At 44.2% G+C, this 20090-nt stretch carries 16 protein-coding genes; 8 read left to right on the top strand and 8 right to left on the bottom strand.

Annotated features, from left to right (window positions below; genetic code table 11):
- Positions 1–2: 2 nt before the first annotated feature.
- Positions 3–1394 carry a M16 family metallopeptidase gene (locus tag BST99_RS04625; protein ID WP_245916180.1) on the bottom strand — a complete coding sequence of 464 codons (1392 nt, stop codon included), beginning with the start codon at positions 1392–1394 and terminating at the stop codon, positions 3–5.
- Positions 1395–1476: 82 nt separating this feature from the next.
- Positions 1477–2229, bottom strand: coding sequence for an MBL fold metallo-hydrolase (locus BST99_RS04620; RefSeq protein ID WP_105000755.1), 753 nt, complete (start codon positions 2227–2229; stop codon positions 1477–1479).
- 92 nt (positions 2230–2321) lie between these two features.
- On the opposite strand from BST99_RS04620, the gene BST99_RS04615 reads away from it, so the two are divergent.
- From BST99_RS04615 to BST99_RS04605, 3 genes are all read left to right on the top strand, one after another.
- Complete coding sequence (locus tag BST99_RS04615; protein ID WP_105000754.1) at positions 2322–2540, top strand: hypothetical protein; 219 nt, start codon at positions 2322–2324, stop codon at positions 2538–2540.
- The gene (locus BST99_RS04610) at positions 2537–3346 is read left to right on the top strand and encodes a hypothetical protein (protein ID WP_105000753.1); all 810 of its coding nucleotides are present in this window, start codon (positions 2537–2539) and stop codon (positions 3344–3346) included. Before BST99_RS04615 ends, BST99_RS04610 begins: the two co-directional genes overlap by 4 nt.
- Positions 3347–3517: 171 nt before the next feature.
- Entirely contained in the window at positions 3518–4405 is an 888-nt protein-coding gene (locus BST99_RS04605; protein WP_105000752.1) for a hypothetical protein, read from the top strand.
- A gap of 73 nt (positions 4406–4478) precedes the next feature.
- On the opposite strand, the gene fumC is transcribed toward BST99_RS04605, so the two are convergent.
- From fumC to prfB, 4 genes are all read right to left on the bottom strand, one after another.
- Positions 4479–5879, bottom strand: coding sequence for a class II fumarate hydratase (fumC, locus tag BST99_RS04600; RefSeq protein WP_105000751.1), 1401 nt, complete (start codon positions 5877–5879; stop codon positions 4479–4481).
- Positions 5880–6209: 330 nt separating this feature from the next.
- Positions 6210–8723 carry a TonB-dependent receptor domain-containing protein gene (locus BST99_RS04595; RefSeq protein ID WP_105000750.1) on the bottom strand — a complete coding sequence of 838 codons (2514 nt, stop codon included), beginning with the start codon at positions 8721–8723 and terminating at the stop codon, positions 6210–6212.
- Positions 8724–8733: 10 nt separating this feature from the next.
- Positions 8734–9189, bottom strand: a complete 456-nt coding sequence (locus tag BST99_RS04590) for a hypothetical protein (RefSeq protein ID WP_105000749.1) — start codon at positions 9187–9189, stop codon at positions 8734–8736.
- A 98-nt stretch (positions 9190–9287) separates the two neighbouring features.
- Positions 9288–10383 (bottom strand): peptide chain release factor 2 gene (prfB, locus tag BST99_RS04585; protein WP_146106202.1). Its coding sequence is split into 2 segments (ribosomal slippage): positions 9288–10322 and positions 10324–10383, totalling 1095 coding nucleotides; the frame shifts between segments, so codons are not numbered across the junction.
- Between the two features lie 79 nt (positions 10384–10462).
- Here prfB and BST99_RS04580 point away from each other — a divergent pair.
- Both BST99_RS04580 and BST99_RS04575 read left to right on the top strand, forming a co-directional pair.
- Positions 10463–12904 carry a zinc-dependent metalloprotease gene (locus BST99_RS04580; protein ID WP_245916179.1) on the top strand — a complete coding sequence of 814 codons (2442 nt, stop codon included), beginning with the start codon at positions 10463–10465 and terminating at the stop codon, positions 12902–12904.
- Positions 12905–12907: 3 nt separating this feature from the next.
- Positions 12908–13939, top strand: coding sequence for a threonine aldolase family protein (locus BST99_RS04575; RefSeq protein ID WP_105000747.1), 1032 nt, complete (start codon positions 12908–12910; stop codon positions 13937–13939).
- A gap of 2 nt (positions 13940–13941) precedes the next feature.
- On the opposite strand, the gene BST99_RS04570 is transcribed toward BST99_RS04575, so the two are convergent.
- The gene (locus BST99_RS04570; RefSeq protein WP_105000746.1) at positions 13942–14265 is read right to left on the bottom strand and encodes a YbaB/EbfC family nucleoid-associated protein; all 324 of its coding nucleotides are present in this window, start codon (positions 14263–14265) and stop codon (positions 13942–13944) included.
- Between the two features lie 95 nt (positions 14266–14360).
- On the opposite strand from BST99_RS04570, the gene BST99_RS04565 reads away from it, so the two are divergent.
- The 3 genes from BST99_RS04565 to BST99_RS04555 all read left to right on the top strand — a co-directional run bounded on the left by BST99_RS04565 (position 14361) and on the right by BST99_RS04555 (position 18909).
- On the top strand, positions 14361–16427 hold the full coding sequence (locus BST99_RS04565) for a S9 family peptidase (RefSeq protein WP_105002436.1): 2067 nt from the start codon (positions 14361–14363) through the stop codon (positions 16425–16427).
- 85 nt (positions 16428–16512) lie between these two features.
- Positions 16513–17553 carry a PLP-dependent cysteine synthase family protein gene (locus BST99_RS04560; protein WP_105000745.1) on the top strand — a complete coding sequence of 347 codons (1041 nt, stop codon included), beginning with the start codon at positions 16513–16515 and terminating at the stop codon, positions 17551–17553.
- A 96-nt stretch (positions 17554–17649) separates the two neighbouring features.
- Positions 17650–18909, top strand: a complete 1260-nt coding sequence (locus BST99_RS04555) for an aminotransferase class I/II-fold pyridoxal phosphate-dependent enzyme (protein WP_105000744.1) — start codon at positions 17650–17652, stop codon at positions 18907–18909.
- 51 nt (positions 18910–18960) lie between these two features.
- Here BST99_RS04555 and BST99_RS04550 read toward each other — a convergent pair whose 3' ends face one another.
- Positions 18961–20079 carry a GTP cyclohydrolase gene (locus tag BST99_RS04550; RefSeq protein WP_105000743.1) on the bottom strand — a complete coding sequence of 373 codons (1119 nt, stop codon included), beginning with the start codon at positions 20077–20079 and terminating at the stop codon, positions 18961–18963.
- Positions 20080–20090 lie beyond the last annotated feature (11 nt).

Raw genomic sequence — 20090 nt, 5'->3', positions numbered from 1 at the left:
GTTTACTGCGTTTTTTGATTGTTAGCTAGGAGTGGGTTGATGGTCAAAATATTGCGGTTGCCTTTTCTCAGGTACTCATCAATAGTAGAGCGTACCAATTCAGGTGTCACCGTTTTAAACTCATCTTCTATCGTATTGATACGCGATGGGTCATCATCAAACAGGGCAAAACTGCAGAGGAGGTCTGCACGGCCCAGTCCAAAGGTTCCTCCGAGATCATCATAGAGTTGAGAGCGCATTTTAACCAAAGCACCCGCTAACATTTCTTCTGTGATATCCTCTTTAAGGTTGACCATCACATCGTCAATAGCGGTCATGATTTCTTCCTTCGAGGTCTCGGAATCATAGGTCATATTGTACATCCACAACATGGGTCCGTTGTAGTTGAACATATTCCCCAGGTAATTAATCCCTCCACCAAGATTAGAGGTATAGCCCATTTCTTTTTCTAATTTCTGAACCAAGAGGGCATTGTCGCCTTGAATAAGAATTTGATCCAAAAGGCCCATTGCATAGTACTCAGGGGTATTTCGCTCAGGCATGTGGTAAGCGATGGCAATGGCAGGTTTGTTAGCGAGAGGATCATTTTTGACAGAATCCTTTTCTACCTCCTGACGAGGTTCCGAAATATCCGGAAAGGCCGGAATGTCAGCTGCAGAAATATTACCGAAGTATTTTTCGATCCATCCCTTGGTTTCTTCTATATCAAAATCACCAACAACAGATATTGCGGCGTTGTTTGGAGCGTAGTAAGTCTTGAAGAAAGAAGCGACATCATCCAAATTGGCGGCATCTAGATCTTCCAGATCTCCGTAAAAATTGTGGGCATTGTACCAGTTCGTATTGGCAAATTGAGGCATATCTAGCCATGGGAAACCGCCATACGGCTGATTCAGTACATTTACTTTAACCTCATTCTTCACGACCCCTTGCTGATTGGTGAGGTTTTCTTGGGTAATATCCAGTCCGCGCATACGATCGGCTTCAGCCCAAAGCATGGTCTCCAGTTTGTGGGCCGGAACAATTTCAAAATAATTGGTGAAGTCAAAACGAGTAGAACCGTTCAGTACCCCTCCATTTTGTTGTACCAACTTGATGAATTCCATTTTTCCCAGGTTTTGGGAGCCTTGGAACATCATGTGCTCAAAAAGGTGGGCGAAACCAGTTCTGTCTTTGGGTTCAATTCTGAATCCAATGTTGTAGTAAACAGCTACTATAGCAGTCGGAGCGGTTTTGTCCTGAGACAAAATAACCTTTAAACCATTGTCCAGTTTGTAGTACTCAACAGGAACTTGGTAACTGGCCCCTGATTCATCGTTGTTTTTGAATTGTTCACAACTCGCTAATAATAAGACAACTGTGAGCAACCCAAGCAGTTTCATGTGTTTTCTCATGTGGGTTTAATTGAATTTAACTGTTATATCGACGCGTAATAGGCGCGCTTGTTACAGACGTAGGCGAAGACTTATTCACAAACTAGTAGTCCGCCCGAGGGTACCAGTCCAATTGAACAAGTCTTATTTTTGGGTTACCCTCTTTAATCAGGCGAGCAAACTTTTGTACATCGCTAACATTGGGGTTCCCTCGGTAATGGTAGGGCATGATGGTTTTGGGTTTGAATTCCAAAACGGCATCTGCTGCACTTTCTACGGTCATGGTATAGGGCAGATTCATGCAGACGAGAGCTAAATCAATGTTCTCCAGGGCGCGCATTTCGGGAATATCTTCCGTATCCCCTGAAATATACAAGCGACTATTATCGTGTTCGACTACGTAGCCGTTTCCGCGGCCTTTGGTATGGAACCTTTGGGCTTCTGCGCGTAAATTGTACATCGGCACCCCAGTAATGGTAAAACCAAAGCGTGATCTGGACTCTCCATTACCCAAAACATCGATCTGAGGAGTGAAGGCCGCAGGCATGCGGTCAGCTACCGCTTGAGGAACAATGATTTTGGCTTTACTGGTTTTGAGAGAGTCCAGGGTGGACTGTCTGTAATGGTCGCCATGGATGTCTGTAATAAGAATAAGATCCGGTGCAGGAAAGTCTCTATAGAGGGATGCACTTCCTACAGGATCAATGTAGAGCGTATAACCTCCTTTCTCGATAACTGCAGAGGCGTGCTCTACGGGGCTTACCTTCCAGTCCTGAGCCTGGCAAATGGCCGTTAAAATAAGGAGTTGTAGGCTCAAAATAAGCTCTTTAGCCTCTAGAGTTTTAAATGTTTTCATAAGTTTTTACTGGTGGATTTCTTGTGTAATTCCAATAGAACACTAAATTTAACGAATTAACCAACGCCTTACTAGGGCAAAAAACACTCATTATGAAACCATTTTTACGTGGACTACTTGTCTTATTAGTCGGTGCTGCCGGCGGTTATTATCTGGGAACACAGTATCCGGATATTCAACAAGTAAAAGAGAAAATCCCCTTTCTGAAATCGGATAAAACCGAAATACCTGAAGAAATGGAAAAAGCCACTGATTCAACTCAAATGGAAAAAGCTGCTGATTCAACGGCGGTTGTCAATGATTCCATATGAAAGGGCTACTTCGCGGGCTTCTTATATTACTTCTTGGAGCTGCAGGGGGTTATTATCTAGGAACCGAATACCCAAACATCACCGATCTTAGAGAGAAGATTCCTTTTCTTCAATCCGAAAAGGAAGGCAACTCTGAGCCTGGAGAACAAGTTTCGGATTCCACTGCACAAATGGCTGCGAGCTGTGCAGAGGATGAGGCCTTGCACGCTAAGTTGCTTTCAGTTTCGACCAGTTTAGAGGCCATGAAGTTGCCCTACGTCGCAAGTAAAGGGCAAGATTGTTCCGGAATCTACCATAAAATGAAGGATAGTGTTCAACAGTGGCTACCGGCCGATTGTGCAGACCACTATCTCTTTCCCGATTATGACCTAATTCGAAGTAGCCGGCAAATTGCTGATTGGTACTACGAACAAGGTAACCTTACTTTGGTAGAGGATCCCATGAAAGAAAGGAACAAAATCAAGCCTGGTTCTGTGATGTTTTATTCCAAACCTGGAAAACGCTATACTAACCTGTCTATCGAACTGTTGACGGCCAAGAACCAAAACTATTCGTCAATTGGTGCGATAATGCACATAGGGACTGTCGTGGATGTGGAAAAGGATGAAAAGGGCAATGTTGTCCAGTACACCTTAATGCATGGACGAAATGAGCGTCATCCAGCTTCGAGAACTGACTTCCACAAGGAAGTACAGAGTAAGAGTAACCCCAATCTCCCCGCCTTTGGCAATTGGAGTCAGCAATGGGTAGCTATTGCTGATATTGCTACCAAGAAAAGAGGTGAAGAAGGGATAGAAGCTCCTTAGGAATAAAGATTGACCCGCGAAATAGTAAAATTATTTTTCTTTGAGAAGGCCCGTGTTTACGGGCCTTTTTTATTTTTTCTCTTATTTTTTTGTCAAAGAATGATCTATTCCTAAAACCAGCCCGTATATAATGCAAACACAAGCTCGTAAGAGGCATTAAAATTGACAATCATGACAGAAGTAAAGAACAATAACAGTTTAAAGGTAATCGCCGGTCTATTGGGTGTATTCCTTTTGGGAAGTGTGATCTATAACATTAGTCTGTATCAAGATAAGAAGCGTGACATTGCTGCGCTAGAACAAGATAAGCAGTTGGTTGTGGAAGATTTGGAAAGCCTAAAATCAGAATACGACAAGGCGATCATCGAGAGTAATGCAACAAGTGATGAGTTGGTTATTGCTCGTGACAACATCTCTAAGTACATCGATTCCGTGCAGGCAATGAAGGCAGATATCTCTGCTCTTTCAAAGTACCGTCGTCAGGTGAACATTTTGAAGAAAGAAAGAGCTTCATTGATGGCTAAGGTTGATTCCTTGACCAAGTCCAATGAGCTTTTGGCTATGCAACGCGACAGTACTTATATGGAGTTGGAGCGTCAGGCGATCTTCAACGATTCTTTGATCGTTCAAAACACACAATTGGCTGATGCTGTAGAAAGAGGCGCGGCTTTGAACCTGGCTAAATTCAATGTTGACGCGGTCAAAGAACGTTCTAATGGGCGTTTGGTTTCTACAAGCCGCGCTCGTGCTACCGATAAATTCAAAGTATGCTGGACCATCGCTGAGAACCGTATCGCTTCTGCAGGAGACCGCGAGTTCTTCATCGAAGTATTGGATCCTCAAGGAAATGTCTTGGGTGAAAGCTTTACCAAGACCAATGAAGAAGGAGCTACAATTACCTACAGCAAGGCGACTAGCTTCTACTTTGAAAACAACCCACTCGATGTATGTGATTACATCAGCAAGCCTGCCAGTGATTTCCAGAAAGGAAACTACATGGTTAACGTTTACGACGAAAAACTAAGCTTGTTGGTTACTTCTCAATTCGCATTGAAATAAGAATCCCCAAGTCCTCAAATCAAAAAAGGCGGCTCGTAATCGAGTCGCCTTTTTTGTGTCCATTCGAAATGTCTTAATCTTTTAGACTTCCGACCATATCTTCCGGTCGTACCCAGGCATCGTATTCTTCATCGGTCACATAGCCCAATCGGATGGCTTCCTCTTTAAGGGTTGTCCCGTTTTGGTGGGCAGCATTAGCGATCTCAGCGGCTTTGTAATACCCGATCTTGGTATTCAGCGCGGTCACCAACATTAAAGAGTTGTTGACCAACTTCTCAATATTTTCTTTGTGAGGTTCTATTCCTAGCGCACAGTTCTCATCAAAACTGCGGCAGGCATCCCCAATAAGTTGGGCTGATTGCAAAACAGCAGCAGCCATCACCGGCTTAAATACGTTGAGTTCATAATGACCTTGGGTTCCTCCAACGGTTACAGTCACATCATTCCCCATGACTTGAGCACATACCATGGTCATGGCTTCGCATTGGGTTGGGTTAACCTTACCTGGCATAATTGAACTACCGGGTTCATTTGCTGGGATAATTAATTCTCCGATACCCGATCTTGGTCCAGAAGCCATCAGACGAATGTCATTGGCAATTTTATTTAAAGAAACAGCCAGTTGCTTCAGTGCACCGTGGGTTTCGACCAGGGCGTCGTGAGCTGCCAGGGCTTCGAACTTATTGGAGGCTGTTCTAAAGGGCAAGCCGGTAAAATCAGCGATGTATTTGGCAACCGTTACATCATAACCCTGCGGAGTATTCAAACCAGTTCCAACGGCTGTGCCGCCTAAGGCCAATTCGCTTAAATGACTCAAGGATCTTTCCAGGTTTTTCAGACCGTAGTTCAGCTGAGCAACATAACCAGAAAACTCTTGTCCAAGGGTGAGGGGAGTAGCATCCATCAAGTGGGTACGCCCTATTTTAACCACCGACTGAAAGGCGGCGGCTTTTTGTTCCAAGGTGTTTTTTAGCTGTTCTACCCCGGGTATGGTGTTCTCTACGATCTTTTTATAAATGGCAATATGCATCCCTGTTGGGAAAGTATCGTTTGAAGATTGGGATTTATTAACATCATCATTGGCCTTTACCAATAATTCACCTTCTCCGAGTGTCATTCCTCTTAATTGATGAGCTCTGTTGGCAACAACTTCATTGATATTCATATTGCTTTGGGTACCGGAACCGGTTTGCCAGATCACCAAAGGAAATTGATCATCGTGCTGGCCAGCCAAAATTTCATCACAGACCTTCGCGATCAAATCTCGTTTTTCTTCAGCCAGAACACCTAATTCACAATTCGTGTAGGCTGCTGCCTTCTTCAAATAAGCGAAACCGTAGACGATTTCTAATGGCATCGATGCCGGGGCACCAATCTTAAAATTATTTCGGGACCGCTGTGTTTGTGCACCCCATAATTTGTCAGCAGGCACTTCTACATTGCCCATTGTATCTTTTTCGATTCGGTAATTCATAGGTGTTCAATTTGAGTTGCAAAGGTAGTTCATCAGGCTGTTTTGACTGGAAAAGGCAGAAATTTTCCTTCAGAACTGAAGCAGAATAGTGCAATTGATTTTATATTTGCAGCATATTACAATTGATATGGTAGAATTTGATCAATATTTAGGTTTTCTGGCGTTTCTAACCATCCTAACCATTGGGTTTTGGTTGATGATCTTTTTGTTGACTTTCGTGATTCCTTACTGGTTGACCGGGAACCTGATCGAATTTTTGAAAGAAAAAAGAAAGGGTAAGAAAGAACAAACTTCCTAACCCTTTTACGTCCTTTAATTTAACCTCGCTCTTTATGGAGTAGAGGTGCCTTCAAACTCGAAGTCATCTCCACTTCCTGGTCCGCCTCTGCGGTCCCGTCCTCTCCGTTGATCTTGTTGCTCGTTAAATCGGTACAAGAACGAAAGCGTTATTTGTCTTTCTCTCCACTGAAACTCAGATTCGGTAAATACGTTATCTGTGCGCGTCTCGGTACGTCGTTTTCTCGCATTCAGAAGATCACTCACATTTAAAGATAATGTGGCTTTGTCTTTGATTACATCCTTACTGAAAGCCGTATTTATCGATAAAATTCCTTTGTTGACATTTTGAGCATCTACCCGTCGGCCCCTGTAAAAAACATTAGACTGGAAATCAATCGTTCCCGGTAAGGGCAGCTTAGCGCTGAAGCGAGTAAACCAGGTAAAGTTATCGGCATCAAAATTCTGAGTGATTTCTTGTCCCTGAAAGTCGATATAGGTATAATTTCCACGCAGTTGCTGCTGGAAAACATTCAAGTTCCATGTGAATCTCCAATTTCTGAAGGGAGTATAAGTCGAGGTAAACTCCATCCCATAGCGGTTGTCCGTAGCCAAGTTAATCGGAGTACGGCGTTGTACAGGCACAATGACCGGGTTGGCTGGATCGTCCGGATTATCGAGCTCTACAAAATCACCTGTTTCCTGGGTAATGAATTGAAATACCCCTGTTGATCTGTTGTAGTAGGCAGAAGTGGTCAGGGTGAACTTATCCCATCTTTTCAGGTAACCAAAGTCAAAGGCGTTGGTGTAGGTCGGATCCAAATCTGGATTCCCCTGGAAAAGGTTGGTATTACTTGAACGAGAGGGGAAAGGATTGATAAATCGGGATCGCGGTCGACGCAAACGACGGCTATAGCTGATGGTCAGCTGTTCCATTTCAGAAAATTCATAACCCAAGAAAACCGATGGAAACCAATCCACGTAATCCTTGTTGTCTACTTCGTTGGTTCCAACGAGTTCAATCCCGATATCAGATGCTTCCATACGAAGGCCACCAAGTAGACTGAACTTATTGAACTTGCTGCCTAACTGGACATAAGCGGCATTGACATATTCTCGATAAATCAGCTCGTTAGAGAAGTTGGGATCAGGAATGAGGATTCCTGCATCATTCAATTGCCCAAACGTAAAATCGGTCTGGAAGGTGTTAAAGGTTCCTCGGTAACCTGCTTCAAATTGGGACTGCAAATCCTTGCCAAAGGGCAGCACATAGTCCAATTGAGCCAATTGATTGATTTGACTCTCGTCGTTAATTGTTTGCTCAGTGGGCAGTTGATTATTGTCTTCTCGAATAACTTCTTCGATCAGGGAGTCCTCAATTTCGGCTCCCTTAGAATACTGATAGTCGATGGTGAGAATATGCCCGTCTGTCTTGAATTTTTTCTCGAAGTTCATGGAGTATTGGACGTTCTCATCAACTTCGTCCTCCACCGTATTTCGGTCACGACTAATGGTTGGAACCCGATTTTCGTCAAAGTTGAAGAAGTCGATATCGACCGTGTTCGTACCATCGGAATCCCTGAAAACAAAGGAATTGGTAATACTTGTACTTTCATCCAAGAAGAGTTCAAAACCTATATTGGTATTGAAATTTTGACTCTGGCGCTGGTATTGTCGGATCTCATCCTGAAAACTTTGTGTGCTGCCATCGGAAGCGAAGTTTTCTTGCGTAAAACGAGCATTCCCTGGGGAGTCTCGGTAACGGAAGGTCGTGTTGGTGAAAAAGTTGAACTTTTCACGGCGAAGATTTAAGGAAAGGGCACCTCCATAGTTTGCGGGTTCTCCGGCGAAAAGATTGATGGAACCATTTAAACCCGCCGTTTTACTTTGCTTTAGTATAATATTGAGTATTCCGGCGGTTCCTTCTGCGTCATATCGGGCCGAAGGATTGGTGATGACCTCTACTTTTTCGATTGCCTCAGCGGGTAATTGTTGAAGCGCCTGGGGACTCAATCCGGAAAGGGCAGAGGGCTTGCCGTTGATCAAAACTCGAACGCTTTCATTACCGCGAAGGCTTATGTTTCCTTCAATATCAACCGTAACTGACGGAACATTGTCCAGTACATCGGTAACTGAACCTCCTCTGACGGTAAGGTCCTGCCCAACATTGTAGACCTTCTTATCCAGGCGCAATTCCACTGTCGTTCGTTCACCAATTACTTCTACTGCCTCTAGCTGGGTAGCGTCGATGCCCAAACCAATATCTCCTAAGTTTCTGCTGGACCGAAGGCGCTGATCTTTGAGTTCGTAGGTAGTATAGCCAAGATACTCTACCCGCAAGTGGTAGGTTCCAGGAAAAACTTCTACCCTGAATACTCCGTTATCATCGGTAATTCCTCCGGTTACTCTTTCGGGCTTGGAAGCATTTTGTACAACCAGTGTTGCGTATTCTAGGGGATTTCCTGAATCCTTGTCTATTACTTTCCCGCTGATGGTGATGGGTGATGGGCGTTGTGCTATTCCCAAAAGGGGCATCAACAGAAAGAGTACTAAGGAAAAATACCTCATTAAGAGTGGATTAAGTCTTGTCTTTGTCCTTTTTCTTTTTCTTTTTGCGCTTTTTCTTCTTGCTGTTGGATTCCCGAAGCGACATGTACTTTTCGTATTTTTCCGGAGACAAGCTCGTTTTAAATTCGTTGTCTTGCTGTTGTTGAAGGTCGTCTAAAACTTCGCGTACTTCTCGGGCATCCAATTGCTGGTGTTGCAAATCCAAGCGTTTTTTAACGTATTTGACCATGATGGTTTTGACCACTGCTTGCTCAAACACATCCAAACCCAAATCCTCTGTAAGACGATCCATTTGGAGGTCTACAATTTCTTCCGCCGTTGGCGGCTCTTGTTTTTTCTGAGGAGTAGGGGTGTTAGGAACAGCACTTCTACGGCCATAGCCGTAAGGATTGCCCCATTGTGCCTGGACAGGCGCTGTGAGTAAAACACAGGCACCAAAAAGTAAAATGTGAAAGGCCGATTTCATTAAATTTCGTTGCAAAATTAGTGGTATCATAAGGCTAGAGGGGTTAAGGGTTTGTTAATACGATACTAAAAAAGGTTAAACAAAAAGAATGCCAATGACTAGGATTCTTCTTTTTGCCCCATCATCATTAAAAAAGATTTTAAAAAGGCATTAAGATCGCCGTCCATGACGGCATCTACATTTCCGGTTTCTTGTCCAGTCCGCACATCCTTCACTAGTTTATAGGGATGCATCACGTAATTCCTAATCTGTGATCCCCATTCAATTTTCATCTTAGAGGATTCAATTTCGGCTCGTGCTTCCTGCTTTTTCCGCAGCTCGATTTCATACAATTGCGATTTCAGCATTTTCAAGGCGGTTGCCCTGTTGTCGTGCTGGGAACGTGAATCGGAACAACTGATTTGGATTCCTGTCGGTTTGTGCACCAACTGCACTTTTGTTTCCACCTTATTGACATTCTGTCCTCCGGCTCCACTAGAACGAGCCGTAGTAATTTCAATATCAGAGGAGTTGATTTCAATCTCGATACTGTCATCCACTAAGGGGTATACATAAACCGAGGCAAAGGAGGTGTGTCGTTTGGCATTGCTGTCAAAAGGTGAGATTCGTACCAAACGGTGAACCCCGTTTTCTCCTTTTAACCAACCGAAGGCGTAGTCTCCATCAATTTCTAAGGTTACGGTTTTTATTCCAGCGACATCTCCTTCCTGATAATTGAGTTCTTTAACGCTGTAGCCATTTTTTTCGGCCCACATTAAATACATGCGCATTAACATCGAAGCCCAGTCACAACTTTCGGTACCTCCCGCTCCAGCTGTTATTTGTAAGACGGCAGTTAACTCGTCGCCCTCTTCGGATAACATGTTTTTGAACTCCAAATTCTCTAACCACTCTTGGCTAGCCGAAAACTGGTTTTGCACTTCTTCTTCGCTGATTTCGCCTTCCTGGAAGAACTCCAGCATGACTTCTAAGTCCTGAACACTTCGTTCGGCTTCTTCGTAATCTTTAACCCACTTTTGCTTGCTCTTCAGCTTCTTCATATGGGTCTGTGCCCGAACAGGATCTTCCCAAAAACCGGGTCGAGCGCTTTGCTCTTCCTCGTTTTCTATCTCAATCTTTTTGGCATCTATGTCAAAGATACCGTCTTAAGGCCCCCAGTCTTTCTACTAGATCTTTGTGGCGCTCGGTTGTCATCGTCTCTGCATTTAGGATAGAAGGCAAAAATAGACCTTCCTTATTGTTGAGCAACTGTTTTTCTCTAATTTAGGCTCCTATGAGAAAATACACCGCCTTTCGCATGTCCCTAAAGCCCGTTCTTCTGTTCTTGGGCATCGGACTTTTACCCTTGACGATTCTGTATTCACAAAACTTCGATAAAACCAAATCCTTTCAGAAATTTGAAGGATACTTTGATTTCTATTACGACGATGCCCAAGACAAGATGTACTTGGACGTTCCGGAGCTTGAAAAAGAATTCTTGTATGTGAATTCGTTGAGTAGTGGTGTGGGAAGCAATGATATCGGCCTCGATAGAGGACAACTTGGGGGAACTCAGTTGGTTTTCTTTAAAAAAGCAGGAAACAAACTCTTATTGGTTCAGCCCAATTTGACCTACCGCGCCTTAACGGATAATGAACTCGAAAAGAAATCCGTCGAACAAGCCTTTGCCAAATCGGTTTGGGCAGGGTTTCCGATTGTAGAAGAAAGTCAAGGTCATTATTTGATCGATATTACACCTCTTTTAATGCAAGATACCCATGGGGTGGCCGCTCGATTACGTCAAAAGGGGCAGGGGAGTTATTCTTTAGACAAGTCCAAAAGTGCATTCGCTATGGAAAGAACCAAGGCTTTCCCTAAAAATATAGAATGGGATGTTCTCCTGACATTTACTGGATCGGCAACAGGTCGAGAGTTAAGATCCGTTACGCCCAACTCCAGTCGAGTGACGGTTTCTCAGCACCATTCCTTCATTGCATTACCCGAAAAAGGGTACCAGACCCGAAATTATGACCCTCGCAGTGGATCGTACCCCTTTACCTATTACGATTACGCCAGCCCCGTTCAAGAACCGACCATCCAACGTTTTGTACGCCGTCACCGATTAGAAAAGAAAAATCCAGAAGCTGCTGTTAGTGAAGCCGTTGAACCGATTATTTATTATTTGGATAACGGTACACCAGAACCGGTGCGCTCAGCATTACTTGATGGAGGGCGCTGGTGGAATCAGGCTTTCGAGGCCTTGGGCTACAAAAATGCTTTTCAGGTAAGAATACTTCCGGATGATGCCGACCCATTAGATGTTCGTTATAACGTTATTCAGTGGGTCCACCGTTCTACTAGAGGATGGAGCTATGGGGCCAGTGTGGTTGATCCCAGAACGGGAGAAATCATAAAAGGTCACGTGAGTTTAGGAAGTTTGAGAATTCGTCAAGACTTTATGATTGCCCAAGCCTTGATGGACAAGCCTTATGCCGAAAGAGACGACAATGACGAAACGATGCTCAATTTGGCCTTGGCACGGATCAGACAATTGTCTGCCCATGAAATTGGCCATACCCTGGGTTTTGCACACAATTTTGCGGCCAGTACCAATAAAAGAGCTTCGGTCATGGATTACCCACATCCACAATTCGGATTGGTCAATGGTAAAATTGACTTTTCTAATGCGTATGCTACAGGAATAGGAAATTGGGATAAAGTTAGTGTAGCCTATGCCTATGGAAGTTTCTCCAAAGAAAATGAAGACGAAGATCTGCGAGCGGTTTTGGACAAAGCCTATCGCGATGGATTGCGTTACATCACTGATCAGGATGCACGTCCCGCAGGCAGTGCTCATGCCAAAGCGCACCTTTGGGATAATGGACAAAATCCTGCGGAAGAGTTGGAAGCTGTGCTGGCCGTCCGTCAAAAAGCTATTGATCAGTTTTCGGAATACAATGTTCGTAAGAATAGGAGCTACAGCGAATTGGAAGATGTCTTTGTGCCTCTTTACTTTTTTCACCGGTACCAAACCGAAGCAGTCGCTAAAATGATCGGAGGTTTGGACTACAACTACAGTATACGCGGAGATGGGCAAGTTCGGGTCAAAACCCTGAGCAAATCCATGCAAAAACAAGCCTTGGATCAAGTACTGAGTACTTTGCAACCTGAGGTTCTGGTCATTCCAGAGCGTTTGCGAGAGCTGTTTCCTCCAAGAAGTTTTGGATTTTCTCGTAGTCGGGAATCCTTCCGGTCCAAAATGGGAGTTTCTTTTGATCCTTTAGCCGCGGCAGAAACATCGGCTGATTTTAGTCTTTACTTTTTGCTTCGTCCGGAAAGGGCCAATAGATTGGTCTTACAAAAGGCCAGCGACGCCAAACAATTAGGGCTTAATGAAGTACTCAAAGAACTCCTGTCCAGCACTTTTGAAAATAAACAAAAAGGGGTGAATGCGGCCGTGCAAGAGGTGGTGCAATGGCGTGTACTCGATCATTTGATGGGACTCGCTTCCGATAATGAAGTCTATCCGCAAGTCAGAGCCGCCGTAGTGCAAGAATTGACGGTTCTAGGTAAAAAGCTGGGTAACGATAACAACTCGAGCTCGAAAACACTTTTGGCTAGTGCTATTTCAAAATTTATCAAAAACCCATACGGACACAAGTCTGCTTTTGAAGTTGTCAAAATTCCTGATGGCTCTCCAATTGGTCAGGCTTGCAGCGATGCTCATTTCAATTAAATTATGAAGGTAAACCTCATTAGTGATACCGTTACCCGACCAACTCCCGGGATGATGGAGGCCATGAATGGTGCAGAAGTAGGAGACGATGTTTTTGGGGAAGATCCGACGATCAACGCCTTCCAGAAGGCTGTTGCGGACTTCTTTGGGATGGAAGCCGCCTTGTTCTTCCCGAGCGGAACCATGGCCAATCAAGCAGCCATCAAGTTGCATACACAACCTGGAGAGCAATTGATTTGTGATCACTATGCTCATGTCTACAATTACGAAGGGGGAGGTGTCAGTTTTAACAGTGGCGTTTCTTGTAAGCTTTTAGTTGGTCATCGAGGGATGATCACAGCAGAGCAGGTTGAATCGGCCATAAACCCTCCAGACTTCTATCACAGTCCACTTACGTCTCTGGTCTGCGTCGAGAACACAACCAACAAAGGAGGAGGAGCATGCTATGATTTTAGGGCACTTCAAGAAATTCAGCGGGTTTGTGCTCAGCATGGTTTGGCTTATCATTTGGATGGGGCCCGTCTATGGAATGCCTTACAAGCCACAGGGGACGACCCCAAGGCTTATGGTGCCTTGTTTGATACCATTAGCGTTTGTTTCAGTAAAGGTCTTGGCTGCCCGGTAGGCTCCGTTTTGGTTGGAAGCGCTGAAAAAATAAACCAAGCACTGCGTGTACGCAAGGTCTTAGGGGGAGGAATGCGCCAGGCAGGATATCTTGCAGCCGCCGGTCTTTATGCCCTAGAGCATCACCAAAAGCGTTTGCAGGACGATCACCGACGTGCTCGTGAGTTGGGTGAAGTCTTGGGGCGACTGTCTTTTATCGCAAAGGTAGAGCCCATCGAGACCAATATTGTGATTTTTGAAGCGGATACTTCCCAAATCAGCTCAGAGAATATGGTTGCGGCACTGGAAAAAGAGGGTATTCGCCTTATTGGAATGGGGCAGGGCAAACTACGCCTGGTCACCCATTTAGATTATACCGAAGAACAGCACCAGTATACGTTAGAAAAAATAAGCGCTCTGAGAGTTTCCTAGGATTATCGGAACATTTTGTCTAGTCCGGGTATGTTCGGCAGTCCGTCCTTTGCTACAGCAGCCAATTCGGCTTCCTGGATTTTTCCTGCTTCCTGAAGAGCCTGGTTTAGCACCTCTTTTAGTTCAGATTCTAAGGAAGAAGATGATTTCATTTTCTCACTTATCTGAAGATCGATGATTTGCTTGTTCGCACTGATCTGAACGCTTATACTTTCGTCCATGTTCTTTTGTACCAAGGTTACGGTATCTAAACGCTTCTTGGTTTCTTCTACTTTCTTCTGGGTCTCTTTTAGCTTGCCCATCATACCCATTAAATCCCCAAACATATTTTTGTCTTGATTTTTAGCAAAACTACCGCAAAGCATTCAAGGGATTGCTAGAAACCAGTGTATTTTTGAACTGTAAATTGCAAAACGATTCCATGTCTGACAATTCTGCTGTTCAGCCGCCCATTGCGGCCAAAAAACCCTACACTCACCAAAAGCACGGCGATCTGCGTGAAGATCCCTATTTCTGGTTAAATGAGCGAGAGAATCCGGAGGTTCTGGATTACCTCAAGGCGGAGAATACTTATTACCAAGCGATGACAGCGGATAGTCTGCCTTTTCAAGAAGCGCTTTTTTCGGAAATGAAAGGTCGTATAAAGGAAGACGATCGTTCCGTCCCTTATAAGAAACGCGGATATTGGTATGGAGTGCGCTATGAAACTGGACAACAGTATCCGATCTATTTCCGTCACAAAGAAGAACTCAGCGCCACTGAAGAAATTCTTTTTGATGTGAATCAAATGGCTGAGGGTCATGATTATTATCACCTGCGTGGACTTTCTGTAGGTCCAGATAATCAACTGATTACATACGGTGTAGATACGGTTTCTAGAAGGCAATACCAGCTGAGGATTAAGGACCTCTCAGGCAGCAGAGAATACCCTGAAGTCATAGAAAACACAACGGGTTCAGCGGCCTGGTCTGCGGAAGGCAACTACTTTTTTTACACGCGCAAGGACCCGGTGACACTGAGATCTCATCAAATTTTCAGGCATAAGTTGGGAACCCTTCCAGAAGAGGATGTCCTGGTCTATGAAGAAAAGGACGACACCTACAGCTGCGGAGTATATCGATCCAAGTCTCGCAAGTATCTAATTATTTCGAGTAGCAGCACCCTGACTACGGAGTTTAGGATTCTGCCAACCGATAAGCCTTTAGGTGATTTCAAGGTGTTTAGTCCTCGGGAAAGAGGGATAGAATATGGCATATACCACTACCAGGACCACTTCTATATTCTAACCAATAAAGATGGTGCTACCAATTTTAAATTGATGCGCTGTTGTGAAGATTCTACGAACATTGAGGCTTGGGAAGAGTTTATTTCTCATCGGGAAGATGTACTGTTGGAAGACTTTGAATTGTTCAAGAGCCATTATGTGTTGACAGAAAGAAAAAGAGGACTCAACTGCCTGTATATCTGTGCATGGGGAGATGAGAAGGGGCAGTACATCCCCTTCGAAGGAGAAACCTATGTGGCAGGTTGTTCGGCGAATCCTGACTTTGACAGCACACAGTTGCGTTATTTTTTCAATACTATGACGGCCCCTTACAAAGTAATCGACAGGGATCTTTTTAGCGGAGAAGAGACCATTTTAAAAGAAGGGGAGGTGCAAGACCCTCAATTTGATCCTGAACTCTATGAATCCAAAAGAGAATGGGCGACAGCTGAGGATGGAGCTGAAGTTCCCATTTCTCTGGTATACCGAAAAGATATTCCTTTTAATGGAAAAAGACCCCTGCTTCTCTATGCCTATGGGAGCTATGGCTCTACCATAGACCCTCACTTTTCGACCACCCGCTTAAGTTTGCTGGACAGAGGGTTTATTTATGCCATCGCTCATGTAAGAGGAGGCGAATACCTCGGAAGGCCTTGGTATGAAAAGGGCAAGCTTCTGCATAAAATCAACACTTTTACGGACTTTATCGCTTGTGGTCGTCATCTTATACAGCAAGGATACACCCAATCAGAGCACCTATACGCCCAAGGTGGTTCTGCCGGAGGATTGTTAATCGGTGCGGTTATTAATCGGGCACCCCAGCTATTTTACGGAGTTATAGCCGCTGTTCCCTTTGTGGATGTCGTGACCACTATGCTGGATGATTCCATCCCCTTGACTACTTCGGAATACGATGAGTGGGGAAATCCAAATGAGGAAGAATACTACCGCTACATGAAGAGTTATTCACCATACGACAATGTTCGGGCGCAGGAATATCCGCATATGTACGTTAGTACTGGACTCCACGACAGTCAGGTGCAGTATTGGGAACCAGCCAAATGGGTTGCCAAATTAAGGGACCTTAAAACAGATGACAATCTTCTGTATTTGGATACAGATATGGAAGCTGGTCATGGTGGGGCCTCCGGTCGTTTTAATGCCTTAAAAGATTTGGCAAAAGAGTTCGCTTTTCTCTTTGAGCTGGAAGGTATTGTGGAGTAGTCGACTCCTTTCGAAGCCGATTCTATAAAAAAATGTATTTTTGAACGGTTTTTGCTAGCTGAAAACCAACTACTAACACAAGCGAATGGAAAATCCTATCCAAGCTTATTCGAATGTTCTCCAGCTTATTGGGAACACCCCCCTTGTAGAACTCAACAAGACATGCCTCGATTTTCCTGGTCAATTCTATGCCAAATGGGAGGCCTTTAATCCAGGGCATTCCGCCAAGGATCGCATTGCTCTTCACATTATTGAAGAAGCCGAAAGAAAAGGCATCCTCAAAGAAGGCAGTACCATAATAGAAACCACTTCAGGAAATACCGGTTTCAGTATTGCGATGGTGAGTATTATCAAGGGTTACCGTTGTATTCTTGCTGTTTCATCGAAGTCCTCGCCAGACAAAATTGACATGTTGAAGTCCATGGGCGCAGAAGTGCATGTATGCCCTGCTCATGTTAGTGCGGATGATCCGAGATCGTACTACGAAGTAGCAAAAAGACTTCACCAAGAAAACGAAGGTTCTATATATATCAACCAGTATTTTAACCAGCTTAATACTGAAGCTCATTACCGATCCACCGGTCCAGAGATTTGGGAACAAACCAAGGGACAGATCACCCATTTGATTGCCTGTAGTGGTACTGGTGGAACCATCTCAGGAACAGCACGCTTTTTAAAAGAGCAAAATCCAGAGATTCAGGTCTTGGGGGTTGACGCCTATGGATCTGTATTGAAGAAATTCCACGAAACCAAGGAGTTCGATCAAAACGAAATTTATCCTTACCGCATTGAAGGATTAGGTAAAAACCTTATTCCTACGGCAACAGACTTTGACGTTATCGATCGCTACATGAAGGTGACCGACGAAGAAAGTGCACATATGGCGAGAACTATTTCTCGTACCGAAGGCATGTTTGTCGGATACACCAGTGGCGCGGCAATGCAAGCGGTAAAGCAGTATGCTGAAGAAGGAGTCTTTGACCAAAACAGTGTTGTTGTTGTTATTTTCCCGGATCACGGCTCCCGGTATATGAGTAAGGTATACAACGATGAATGGATGCGCAGCCAAGGATTCTTGACCGAGAAGGAGGAGGCAGTGGAATCCAGCATTCACTACGTCAAGTAAAGACCCATTTTCATGTGCCTTAGTTGTTGGTTTATCCGCTTGGAAAAGTGGTTTTATTCCCTATTTTTGCACCTCTATTTTAATGCTTAGGAACTTATGAAGGATTTGTTTGCTCGTATCATTGAAAACAAAGGGCCATTAGGCCGTTGGGCGTCTCAGGCGGAAGGCTATTTTGTCTTCCCTAAGTTAGAAGGCCCAATTTCTAACCGAATGAAGTTCCAGGGCAAAGAAGTGATTACCTGGAGTATCAACGACTACCTGGGGATGGCAAACCTTCCCGAGATCAAGCAAGTTGATGCCGATGCCGCTTTGGAGCACGGTGCTGCCTACCCCATGGGCGCCCGTATGATGAGTGGCCACACGGAGTACCACGAGCAACTCGAAAACGAATTGGCTGAATTCGTCTCTAAAGAATCTGCTTACCTCTTGAACTTTGGTTATCAGGGAATCATGTCCGCTGTAGACGCTTTGGTTTCCAAAGACGATATTATTGTTTATGATGTGGATTGCCACGCTTGTATTATTGATGGGGTGCGCCTGCACGTCGGAAAAAGATTCACTTTTAAGCACAATGACATCGAAAGTCTTGAGAAGAACCTCGAGAGAGCTACAAAAATGGCCGAAGAAAACAACAGTGGGATACTGGTGATCTCTGAAGGTGTTTTCGGAATGAGAGGGGAACAAGGGAAGCTGAAGGAGATTGTTGAATTGAAAAAGAAATTCAACTTCCGTCTTTTGGTGGACGATGCTCATGGTTTTGGTACACTCGGAAAAACAGGTGCTGGAGCAGGAGAAGAGCAGGGCATTCAGGATGAAATTGATGTTTATTTCGCCACCTTCGCTAAGTCTATGGCCGGTATTGGGGCATTCTTAGCCGCTGATAAAGAAATCATTGACTATTTAAAGTATAACTTAAGATCACAAATGTTCGCTAAATCATTGCCCATGATTTATGTCAAGGGTGCTCTTAAGCGTTTGGACATGCTTCGTAGTAAACCTGAGATGAAGGCCAAACTATGGGAGAATGTAGATGCTCTTCAAAATGGTCTGCGCGAGCGTGGTTTTGACCTGGGTACAACTTCCAGCTGTGTGACACCTGTTTACCTCAATGGTAGTATCCCAGAAGCGATGGCTTTGGTAAAAGACCTTCGTGAGAACTTTGGTATTTTCTGTTCAATTGTCGTTTACCCCGTGATCCCGAAAGGGTTAATCCTTTTGCGTATGATTCCTACAGCGACCCATACCTTGGATGATGTAAACGAGACTCTTGAGGCTTTCTCTTCTATTCGTGAAAGACTAGAAAATGGAACCTACAAGCGTCTTTCCGCTGCTGTTGCTGCGGCAATGGGTGAGTGACGGTCTCGAATTCATTTTTTTGAATTAACACTTCAAGCACTATAGGTTAGATTAAAAGTCTTTACGAAAGGTGCAACGTCGTTTATAAACGACAGGATCGAAGTTTTTCCAGATTTTATGAATAGCCTCGTTGTCTTCTAATTCCGGCGTTCTGTAGCAGTTTTGAATCCCTTTGGCTTTAAAGGTCTCGTGATACAGTTTAAAAATGACCGCTGTAATCCCCTTATTCTGCCATTTAGGATGGACCCCAATGAGATAAAAAATCACATCTTTACTGTTCTTTTTCGCTTTGAGTAAATGAAAAATCCCTGTTGGAAACAGTTTTCCTTTGGCTTTTTGCAAAGCCTTGGCAAAGGCCGGCATCACAATACCGAAGGCGATTAATGACCCTTCTTCATCAAAGACAAATTTGATGTATTCTGGATTGATAAAAGAGATGTACTTCTTTTTAAAGAATTCTTTTTGACGATCTGTTATGCGAACAAAAGACGATAGGGAAGCATAGCTCTCGTTGAAGAGGTCAAACATAGCGTCAGCAAAAGGCATTACCTCTGTACTCCGCTTAAAGCTTTTGGGTTTTAGCTTGTACCGTCTGGTTATGAGGTCTGCCGCTTTCCCGAAAAATTCAGGTTTTGCATTGGCAAAAGGGAAGGTATTCTCGTCGTACTTTTTTTCGGGTAACATGTCATACTCCCGATAATGCTTTTCGTAGTAAGGGTGATTGTACCACGTAATCATGGTTCCAATATGTTCAAATCCCTCCGTCATCACACCGACCTTATCCAAATTAGAAAAACCAACGGGGCCTTCAATAAAGGCCAATTCTTCTTCCTTTCCCAGTTCAACAACCTTGTCTAGAAGTGCCTTGGAGACTTCCAGATCGTCAATAAAGTCAAACCAACCGAATCGCATTTTGGCGATACCTTGTTCTTTAACCTCCCAATCGTTAATAATGGCTGCTATTCTTCCGACGGCTTTACCGTTGCGATAAGCAATAAAAAAACGGGCTCTGGCATTGTCGAAGGCCGGATTTTTCTCCGGATTAAAACTGTCTACCTCATCTTTGATGATCGGTGGTACCCAATAGGGTGAATCTTTGTAAAGGCTAAAAGGGAAGACGACGAACTTCTTCTTGTCAGCGGGGGTAATTGCTTCTCGCAATTCAATCATGGCTCTGCTTT

It is taken from the genome of Aureicoccus marinus, assembly GCF_002954325.1.
Lineage (GTDB): Bacteria > Bacteroidota > Bacteroidia > Flavobacteriales > Flavobacteriaceae > Aureicoccus > Aureicoccus marinus.
The sequence above is the reverse complement of the archived record's forward strand: the minus strand, read 5'-3'. Positions and strand labels throughout refer to the sequence as shown.

What these genes read in the sequence shown, in the direction of transcription:
- BST99_RS04560 (WP_105000745.1), top strand. Translation starts at nt 16,513, where the DNA reads ATGGAAAATCCTATCCAAGCTTATTCGAATGTTCTCCAGCTTATTGGG.
- BST99_RS04615 (WP_105000754.1), top strand. Translation starts at nt 2,322, where the DNA reads ATGAAACCATTTTTACGTGGACTACTTGTCTTATTAGTCGGTGCTGCC.
- BST99_RS04575 (WP_105000747.1), top strand. Translation starts at nt 12,908, where the DNA reads ATGAAGGTAAACCTCATTAGTGATACCGTTACCCGACCAACTCCCGGG.
- BST99_RS04605 (WP_105000752.1), top strand. Translation starts at nt 3,518, where the DNA reads ATGACAGAAGTAAAGAACAATAACAGTTTAAAGGTAATCGCCGGTCTA.
- BST99_RS04625 (WP_245916180.1), bottom strand. Translation starts at nt 1,394, where the DNA reads ATGAGAAAACACATGAAACTGCTTGGGTTGCTCACAGTTGTCTTATTA.
- BST99_RS04590 (WP_105000749.1), bottom strand. Translation starts at nt 9,189, where the DNA reads ATGAAATCGGCCTTTCACATTTTACTTTTTGGTGCCTGTGTTTTACTC.
- BST99_RS04550 (WP_105000743.1), bottom strand. Translation starts at nt 20,079, where the DNA reads ATGATTGAATTGCGAGAAGCAATTACCCCCGCTGACAAGAAGAAGTTC.
- BST99_RS04570 (WP_105000746.1), bottom strand. Translation starts at nt 14,265, where the DNA reads ATGTTTGGGGATTTAATGGGTATGATGGGCAAGCTAAAAGAGACCCAG.
- BST99_RS04580 (WP_245916179.1), top strand. Translation starts at nt 10,463, where the DNA reads ATGAGAAAATACACCGCCTTTCGCATGTCCCTAAAGCCCGTTCTTCTG.
- BST99_RS04620 (WP_105000755.1), bottom strand. Translation starts at nt 2,229, where the DNA reads ATGAAAACATTTAAAACTCTAGAGGCTAAAGAGCTTATTTTGAGCCTA.
- BST99_RS04595 (WP_105000750.1), bottom strand. Translation starts at nt 8,723, where the DNA reads ATGAGGTATTTTTCCTTAGTACTCTTTCTGTTGATGCCCCTTTTGGGA.
- BST99_RS04555 (WP_105000744.1), top strand. Translation starts at nt 17,650, where the DNA reads ATGAAGGATTTGTTTGCTCGTATCATTGAAAACAAAGGGCCATTAGGC.
- BST99_RS04610 (WP_105000753.1), top strand. Translation starts at nt 2,537, where the DNA reads ATGAAAGGGCTACTTCGCGGGCTTCTTATATTACTTCTTGGAGCTGCA.
- BST99_RS04565 (WP_105002436.1), top strand. Translation starts at nt 14,361, where the DNA reads ATGTCTGACAATTCTGCTGTTCAGCCGCCCATTGCGGCCAAAAAACCC.
- fumC (WP_105000751.1), bottom strand. Translation starts at nt 5,879, where the DNA reads ATGAATTACCGAATCGAAAAAGATACAATGGGCAATGTAGAAGTGCCT.